We start from the raw sequence: 4,732 nt of genomic DNA on the forward strand, positions 1-4,732 counted from the left end.
CACCCCCCACCCTCCCCCCTTACCCCCCCCTCTTCCCCCCCACCCCCCTCTCCCCGTCCTGATGCGTCGGCCCGAGCACCCGCCGCTGGTCCTCCAACAGTTCCTCGTGCAGCCGCAGCCCCTCCGCCATGTCTCCGCCCCGGCCGGTCCAGTACGCGAGGTGATGCCGGGTGGCCAGGGTACGCCGGTCGTCCGGGCCCAGAACGCGGATCTGGTCGGCCAGCACGGCCCGGTGCAGTTCCACCGCCTCCGCGAAGTCGCCAATCTCGCCGGTCGCGTACGCGATGCGGTGCCGGGTCTCCAGCACCTCCGGCGCGTCCTCTGCGAGGGCGCGCCGCTGGTCCTCCAACAGCTCCTGGTACAGCTCCCGGGAGCGCCGGTACGAACCAGCCTTCCCCGTCCAGTAGGCGGATCGCTCCCGTGCCCGCAGGGCGACCGGGGTGCCGGCGCCGGGGCGCTGCGCCAGCCGCTGGGCCCAGGCGGCCCACCGGTCGCGGTTGACCGTCGCCTGGGCGGCGGCGCGCCGTTCCAGGCTCGCCAGCAAACGCTCGTACAGGGACGGGTCCCGGCGCGCCGCGTGCCACAGATGCGCCGGCTCGGCTTGTTCGGCGTAGGCATGCAGAGGATCGTCCCGCTTGTGCTGGTCCATAGGAGCCATCATCTCCAGCGCCCGGCACAGCGCACGGTGGCCGGAGACCACATCGAGCGCCTCGCTCAGGTACTCGACCAGGGTCTGGTGGTGCACACCGAGGAGCTCGGCCCCCGCGGGATGGTCCGCCCGCACGAGCAGGCCCGGCAGGAGGTCCAGGACCTGCCCGAGCGCGTCGCCGGCCGGACCGCCCAGCTCGCCGACCGCGCGGGCCAGCAGGGCGCGGGGCAGCTCCGCACCCAGCCCGGAGGCGGCGAGCACCACCAGGACGGCGTCAACCCACTCCGACCGGCCGTCCGGCGCCGCGTACCGGGCCCGCAGCAGCACGGTTCCGTACACGTCCTCGTACGACACCCGGCCGACGTGCTCCAGGGGACCGTAGTCCGCGAGCAACCGGACGATCTCCCAGTTGCCGGCTGCCTGGCGAAGGATCTCCCGCTGGGGGCCGAGAGCCTGGCCGCGCGCCGCCAGGTAGGTGCTGAGCTGCTGTTCCCCCACCGCTGGGAGCGGCTCGCGGTGCCAGTCCTGCGGCAGATGCACGCCGTCCCGACTCGTGACCACCACGCCGAACCACGAGGGCGCCGAGTTGGCCAGGGTGGCCAGCGCGTGGACGACATCGGCGCGGCCGGGTTGCCCGATCTGGTCGAGCCCGTCCACGATCACGCGCACCGGCTCGCGCGGACCCATCAGGCCGAGCGGACCGGCCACGCCGAACTCCGCGGCGGTCATCGCGCCCTCGTCGTCTGCGGACGCCTGGGCCCGATACGCCGCCTCGGCTTCCGCGAACCCCGGCAGGTACCGGCGCAGCTGATCGGTCAGCTGCGGCATCAAACGGCCGGCGGCCCAAGCGGCGTCAGTGAGGCGGACGATTGCACACACGGCGGGGGAACTGCCCTCCGGGAGCAGCTCGGCACGGCACAGCGCGGCGGCCAGCGTCGTTTTCCCCGTGCCCATGGAGCCGAGCAGGGCCACGACCCGGTGCCGGCCGACCGAGGCGATGAGCCGTTCCAGCTCGGCAGGTGCCTGGAAGAGCTGGAGCGCCGGGATGAGCTCTCTGGCGGGACGTGTTCCGGCGAGCACGCTGAGCGCGGCGTTGTGCGCCGTGTTCCTGGCGATCCAGGTGCCGTACGGGTCGGCGGAAGCACTCCTGCCGCCGTCGTACGACGCGGACTGCGGGTCCTGCCTCACCAGATCCGGGCCGACCAGCCGGCCTACGGGCCCGGTGTGCAGCTTCTCGCCCAGCCGGATGTCCCCCTGCCGAATCAGCCTGTTGAGGGCCACGGAGAACTGTAGGCCGTACGCCGCGCGGCCGTCCGCCGATGACAGGAGCTCGATCCTTCGGCCGGTCTGCATGGCGGACGGAAACCAGGAACCAGCGGCGGCGAGCACCGCGTATCCGGACATGCACGCGTCAACAATGACGGTCAGTTCCCGGATGCCGCCGTGCCGCTGCGTCAGCGCGCGCAGCATCTGAGGGAGCTGGAAGGCCGTCTCCGTGCCGGGGACAGCCGGAGTGGAACGGACGGGGAAGAGGAACTCCCCTTCCCGGGAGGCGTGCCCGTGACCGACGAAGCCGACCACGAGAGACGCCCCGGACGCGGAGGCCCCGGCGAAGGCCTCGGTCAGAGTGACGGTCACCTCCTCGACCGTGGCGGGGTCGGTGAGCAGGCCGTCCCCGCACGCCGGGGCGCACGTGCCTCGGAGAGGGTCCAGCAGCAGGGCTGTCAGCTCCGTGGCGCACGAATCCAGCAGATCCAGCCTGTCCTCGGGCTTCACCTCGCGGGCGTCCCAGTGGGAAGCGATCACCAACGCTCTGCGTTCATCTGCCACCTGTCCATTATCGACTTGGGCTCAGGCGGTGGAACGATGGTGCGAGCGCGGGGACGCGGGCACGAAAGCTGACGGGAGACACATGGCTGACCTGGTCATGGTGCACGGCATCGGTTCCACGGACGAGACTGAGGAGGAGTTGAGGACGAACTGGGTGCGGGCGCTGGCGCACACCCTGCGCGACAACGACCACCCCGAACAGGCCGACCGGCTCGAGGAGGGCTCCACGTCGGTGGCCGTTGCCTATTACCGCCACCTCTACGCGCCCTTTGTACCGCGGGACGACTGGGACGTGCCGTTTCCCGAACAGATGGCGCTGACCAGCGAGGCCGTGGGCGAGAACATCATGGACAACATCAGCCGACATGCCTCGGACCCGACGGACAGCGCCGAAGCCGCCCACGAACTGGACGAGCTACGCGCGGAGGTCGGCCCCGAGCAGGGGCCGTACGCCCCGGTCCGGCTGGTCGTCGCCTTGCTGGGGCGGCTCGGCCCAATCGCCCGCTCCGGCTTCGCCGCGGTCACCAGTACCGGTGTTTTTCACCTGGGGCAGGTGGCCGCGTACCTGGACGACGAGTCGGTGCGCGAACAGGCGATCGACGCCGTGCTGTCCCGGGTGACACCGGACACCAAGGCGATGATCGCGCACTCGCTCGGCACCGTCGTAGCCTATGAGGCCCTGCACAGGCTCGACCAGCCGCTGCCGCTGCTCGTCACCTTCGGCTCGCCGCTCGGCCTGCGCTCGATCATCCGCGAACGGCTGCGCCCCCAACCGCTGCGGACGCCGGAGCAGCTCAAGCGCTGGGTGAACGTCGCCGACCGTGACGACTACATCGTCTCCACGCTCCGGCTGAGGACGCTGTTCCCCGACAGCGACGACGTGCTGGAGCGCACGCGCCTGGTGAAGAACGCCAACGGCGATCCGCATGCCGCGTTGGAGTACCTCAAGCACTGGGAGACGGTGGCGCCTCTTGCTCAGTTGCTCTGACCATCGCACCACGGGCAGATGAACGGGGTCGCGGCGGCCGGGACGGCACCCGATCCCCCGGGCGCGGCTCAGCCGAGGTCCACGACCAGCGGCCGGTGGTCGGAGATCACCGACAGCGGGGTGTCGACGGCGGTGACCGGGGGCAGCCGGTCGAGGCCCTGCCGGTCGGCGAGGACGTGGTCGAGCTGGACCCGGGGCTGCCCGGCCGGGTAGGTGGGTCGCCGGCCCAGGGGCCGCCAGCGCGACAGCAGCGCGGCCGGGCCGGCGGGCAGGTTCAGGTCGCCGAGCAGGATCCGCGGGGCGGGCAGCGTGCGCAGGGCGCGGACCACCCGGCGCAGCTGCAGGATGTTCCAGCCGGGCACGAAGGACAGGTGGGTGGCGGCGACGGTCAGCGGCCCGTGCGGGGTGTCCAGGACGGCGGCGAGGACGACGCGGGGTTCGTCGTGCAGCAGCACCAGTCCCCCGCCGGGGCCGGGCACGTAGACCGGCGAGCGGACCGGGGCGGGGCGCAGGCGGGTGACCTGCCAGGAGCGGACGGGGTGGCGGCTGACCAGGCCGACGCCGTAAAGGGGTTCGCCGTGTCCGTCGTCGTCGTGGGTGAGCGGCCGGAACTGTTCGCCGGGGGTGCCGACGACGGCGGCGGCGAAGCGGTGCTCGGGGGCGTCGAGGGCGCGGGCGGCGATGGCGGTGAGGTCGAGCTTGCCGCTGCGGGACTGGTCCCGGTCGACCTCCTGCAGGGCGAGCACGTCGGCGTCGAGCGCGGCGACGGCGGCGGTGAGCCGGTCGGGGTCGACGAGTCCGTCGGTGAGGGAGCGGCCGTGCAGCAGGTTGAAGGTGGCCAGGCGCACCTGCACACCCTACGTCGGCGTGGCAGGCTTGCCGCGTGATCAAGGCGTTGCTCTGTTCGGTGCTGGTGTTCGTGGCGGTGGCGTCGGCCGGCCTGTGGTTGCGGCGGCGGCGCGGCCGCTGACGGGCGGTGAGCCTGGCCACAGCCGGTCTCGTCGGGGCGGTGGCGGTGGGAAGAATGACGGCCCGTGGATCCTGTCTCGCTGACCACCCTGTTGACCGCGGCCGCCATGGCGGGCTGGGTGGACGCCGTGGTCGGTGGCGGTGGGTTGCTGCTGCTGCCGGCGCTGCTGGTGGCCGCGCCCGGGGTGCCGGTGGCCACGGCGCTGGGCACGAACAAGCTGGCCGCGATCTTCGGCACGTCGACGGCGGCGGTGACCTATGCGCGGCGGACGAAGATGGACTGGGGGGTGGCCGGC

The 4,732-nt window shown here is 72.5% G+C and carries 4 protein-coding genes; 2 read left to right on the forward strand and 2 right to left on the reverse strand.

Annotated features, from left to right (window positions below; genetic code table 11):
• Positions 1–19: 19 nt before the first annotated feature.
• Positions 20–2,455, reverse strand: coding sequence for a tetratricopeptide repeat protein (locus ONA70_RS34845; protein WP_265010740.1), 2,436 nt, complete (start codon positions 2,453–2,455; stop codon positions 20–22).
• A 121-nt stretch (positions 2,456–2,576) separates the two neighbouring features.
• Here ONA70_RS34845 and ONA70_RS34850 point away from each other — a divergent pair, with 121 nt between their 5' ends.
• Positions 2,577–3,467: a Rossmann-fold NAD(P)-binding domain-containing protein gene (locus ONA70_RS34850; RefSeq protein ID WP_265010741.1), complete on the forward strand. Its 891-nt coding sequence runs from the start codon at positions 2,577–2,579 to the stop codon at positions 3,465–3,467.
• Between the two features lie 68 nt (positions 3,468–3,535).
• Here the strand turns inward: ONA70_RS34850 and ONA70_RS34855 are convergent, their stop codons facing one another.
• Positions 3,536–4,315 (reverse strand): endonuclease/exonuclease/phosphatase family protein, encoded by a 780-nt coding sequence (locus ONA70_RS34855; protein WP_265010742.1) that lies wholly within the window; start codon positions 4,313–4,315, stop codon positions 3,536–3,538.
• Between the two features lie 186 nt (positions 4,316–4,501).
• Here ONA70_RS34855 and ONA70_RS34860 point away from each other — a divergent pair.
• Positions 4,502–4,732: TSUP family transporter (locus tag ONA70_RS34860; protein WP_265010743.1), on the forward strand; the 231-nt coding region annotated here is incomplete at its 3' end.

It is taken from the genome of Micromonospora yasonensis (genome assembly GCF_026013475.1).
GTDB classification, from domain to species: domain Bacteria; phylum Actinomycetota; class Actinomycetes; order Mycobacteriales; family Micromonosporaceae; genus Micromonospora; species Micromonospora yasonensis.

What these genes read in the sequence shown, in the direction of transcription:
- ONA70_RS34850 (WP_265010741.1), top strand. Translation starts at nt 2,577, where the DNA reads ATGGTGCACGGCATCGGTTCCACGGACGAGACTGAGGAGGAGTTGAGG.